This window comes from Hallella faecis (genome assembly GCF_018789675.1).
GTDB lineage: Bacteria > Bacteroidota > Bacteroidia > Bacteroidales > Bacteroidaceae > Prevotella > Prevotella faecis.
The window spans coordinates 1-3438 of the sequence record NZ_JAHKBE010000102.1 but is presented as its reverse complement, the minus strand read 5'-3'; the positions used below and the strand labels follow the sequence as shown (position 1 = coordinate 3438).

Below are 3438 nucleotides of genomic sequence, written 5' to 3'. Positions count from 1 at the left end.
TAACACTGACAATTAGATCGTTAGGTTGTTTTTGACTGATTTACGAGCATCCCTAGTTTATAGCGGACAACCTTGATATATGTTAGATTATGTACTTCTGAGTAGAATGAACCAACTCTATATTTTCATGCGGCTGTGCTTTCACTGCATCATAGACTTTGCTACAAATGTAAGCGTCGTGAAGCCCTAATCCAATATTATAGTCGATAATTCTCTCTTCTTCCGACTGTCTGCCTGGCTTGTCTCCTCGTAAGATGTCGCCAAGTTCTGTCAGGTTCTTGAATTGATTGAAGTACTTGAAGCCTTTTACATGACCAATATCATCACAAACTACTTTGTCGAATATCGTGTCACAATTCTGAAATCCTCTCGTGTGGACTGGTACCACAAGTACACCGGGCTTAAAGACATTTACGTCATCAATAAACAAGCCGTTAGCCTGCGTTATACAAGAGATGATGACATCGGCATTCTCGAAGAGTTCTTTTGTGTCGTTCGCTATTGTAAAATGAAAGTTATCTAAGTTCTTGAAATGCTCTATGAATTGTTCTGCTTGATCCTTATACTTTAACAAGCTAACTTCATACTTGCCATCGGGGGGGGGGAGTAGAGAAGATAGACACATCATAGTTGCCCGTCCTGTATTGCCAAGTCCCATCAGTGCTATCTTTTTCACATTGTTTTTCTTCAATGTGTCAACTGCAAGTGCAGCAACAGCGCCAGTGCGCATGGTTGTTATATAGTCACAGTCAATAACTGCAAGCAATTCGCCTGTTGTAACATCATAAAGCATGGAATCGCTCTTGAGTGCCGGAGTCCTGCCTTTTACACGTGAGACTATCTTTACTCCATATCGGTTGGTCTCAGGAGGAAGCAGGCAAGGCATCGTATTGATGAAGTCATCACCCTTTGGATGTAGACTTATCTTAGGAGGCAGCTGGCATTCAGGCTTATGCACGAAGCAGTGTCTGACGCTATCTATGAAGTCCTTGGGCTTTAGCCCAAGACTTCTTACTTCCCTATCTTGTATTACTATCATATCTATTATAATGATTTTAAAATGTTCACGAGTTTCTCATCGTCCTTACGGTCGCGAACTGCAAGACGGATGAGTTGCTTGCCACTACCACCCATGTTACGCTTCAAAGAACAGTTGCTGATGATAACGTCGTGCTCTATGAGTTTCTGAGTGAGCTCGGCAGAAGTGTATTTATCTGTTACTTCACAAAGGAAGTAGTTCGCCTGTGAAGGAATGACACGAAGGAATGGAATGGCCTGTAAGTCATTGAAGAACTTCTCACGCTCCTCACGGAACAATTTGCAAGCACGCTTATAGTCGTTTTCGTATTTACCGAATATCTGCATGTAGAACTCGCCAAATGAGTTGATGTTCCAAATAGAAACTTCCTTCTTGATTCGGGCAATGAGTTCCTTATTAGAAGAAGCAAAGATACCAAGACGAAGTCCCGGAACACCGTATGACTTACTAATGCTCTTCATAACCATCAAGTCTGGATATTTCTCCAAGATGTCATTATGAAGCAGGCTGTTGTCCTCGTAGCCGTCTGTGAAGTCAACAAAACTCTCGTCAACGATAAGATTGATGCCCTTCTCCTTACACCAATCAGCGAGGCGTAGAACATCTTTCTTCTGAATGTACTGACCGGATGGATTGTCTGGATTGATAAGGAGAAGCAAAGAAATATTTTTATCGCCGAAGAAGCCCATCAGTTCGTCAACGGTGTAAGAGAAGTTGTCCTTGTGGGAAATAAAAGGAACAATCTGCTCCGGTTTTAAGCGGTTAGGATACTCGTCGAATGTCGGGAACATAACACCAACCTTCTTACCCGTGTGTTCCTCCATTACAATCTTGATAAGCTCAGCGGCACCATTGCCAACGACAACGTAATCCTGCTTAATACCGAAATACTTGCCGGCAAGCAGTGAGTTGACAAACATTCCTGATGGGTATTCAGTCAACAATGTGTCGAAGTTGGCACGCATCTCGTCACGCATCCTCTTTGTCGGGAAATAAGGATTGACGAGGTAGCAGAAGTCAAGCAGATTGGGGAAGCGCCAGAAACCGCCATAACGTTTATGGTACTCGTGATATTTAGTTTCGCCACTGGAGAATATTGTCGAAGCAATGTCCAAATCCTGTACATCGTCAATCTCGTACCACTTTTGATCAGGACGGATTGGAAGTGCACGTAGATTAGACTGATGCAGATGAGTAATGACTCGCAATACCTGCTCATAGTACTGGTTGTTGCCCATCACCTTGGTAAATGCTTCTAAGAATGGCACGTAGACATTCTGACTAAACTTCTTACTGAACTTATAGATGTTTACCGTCTTATAATACTTGTCTGCCTCAGACCAGTCGAAAGCCTCCTTTGGTACAAAGTTCACAATCTCGTTGAACTCATTAATCTTAACGACGGTACCATCCATCCAAGACTCGTACTTGGCTACAAGTGCAAGGTTCGGATAAGGATTAACAACAAGCATTTGCAAAATGCTGTCCTCAAAAATCAAGTCAGACTCCAACAATAACGTATCATCTTCGCAGAGTTGCTTCTTAGCAAGTGCCAATGAATAGATGTTGTTGGTTTTGTCATAGACTGAATTGTCAACAAACTCTATCTTCAATATATCATCATAACGATGCCCTATGTAGTCTTTGAGTTTCTGACCTTCATATCCTACAACCAGCACTAGTCTGTTAAGATGCAGCTTAGCCAACTGGTTAATCACTCTGTCAATGAGTTTCACTCCATTGACTTCAACCATACACTTGGTGTTGTTCTTGGTGTACTCACCAAGTCGCTTGCCCATTCCGGCAGCCAATATTATTGCTTGCATAATTCTTGAATTATGATTATTTTCTTTATTCAGTTACTCTCTGAGCCTTGTCTAATCTTCTGTGACAATAAGAAATTAGAGAAAGTATCTCCAATGCATCTTGTTCTTCCATAGGCCATTCTATCTTTGGACAATGAGCCTCTGGATTTCTGAACATCTTACAGATACCTTCAAGGATTGCTTCGAATCCTTTCTGCTCGTCTTTATGTTGTTGAGTCTTGTATTCATTGATAATCAAGACTGGATGGTTAAACACGTATGATACCAACTTAACACCATCTGCTTGTATAAAAGAAAGTTGTCGTATTCTCTCAAACAATCCTTTGCATGCTTCAAATACTGCGTGGAAATAGTTCTTGTCTACAAGTTCAGCCGTACAATATTTGAATATGACAGTATGTGCATTTCTTGCTTTTAAGTCAGTGAGAAGTCTATTGGCTCTTGTCTGTGCCTCTGTAATTGTTGTAGTTGCAGTTATTTGCCTATATTGACCATCAGGTTTTAACTCATATCCTACATAGCAATAGTTCGTTAAAATTTGAGATAAAGGCTAAGCAGTTTTACGCTGCCAGC

Annotated in this window: 3 protein-coding genes; all 3 read right to left on the bottom strand. The window is 41.3% G+C overall.

What is annotated here, in order from left to right:
• Window positions 1-82: 82 nt before the first annotated feature.
• Genes KM934_RS12515 through KM934_RS13225 form a run of 3 tightly spaced genes read right to left on the bottom strand, consistent with a single transcriptional unit; the run spans window position 83 to window position 3325 of the window.
• Window positions 83-1039, bottom strand: coding sequence for an ornithine cyclodeaminase (locus KM934_RS12515; RefSeq protein ID WP_215760938.1), 957 nt, complete (start codon window positions 1037-1039; stop codon window positions 83-85).
• A gap of 5 nt (window positions 1040-1044) precedes the next feature.
• Window positions 1045-2865, bottom strand: a complete 1821-nt coding sequence (locus KM934_RS12510; RefSeq protein WP_215760937.1) for an aminotransferase class I/II-fold pyridoxal phosphate-dependent enzyme — start codon at window positions 2863-2865, stop codon at window positions 1045-1047.
• A gap of 25 nt (window positions 2866-2890) precedes the next feature.
• On the bottom strand, window positions 2891-3325 hold the full coding sequence (locus KM934_RS13225) for a TIGR02391 family protein (RefSeq protein ID WP_317192675.1): 435 nt from the start codon (window positions 3323-3325) through the stop codon (window positions 2891-2893).
• Window positions 3326-3438: the final 113 nt, after the last annotated feature.

Bases quoted from the DNA above. Each gene is read 5' to 3' on its own strand.
- KM934_RS12510 (WP_215760937.1), bottom strand. From the start codon at position 2,865: ATGCAAGCAATAATATTGGCTGCCGGAATGGGCAAGCGACTTGGTGAG.
- KM934_RS12515 (WP_215760938.1), bottom strand. From the start codon at position 1,039: ATGATAGTAATACAAGATAGGGAAGTAAGAAGTCTTGGGCTAAAGCCC.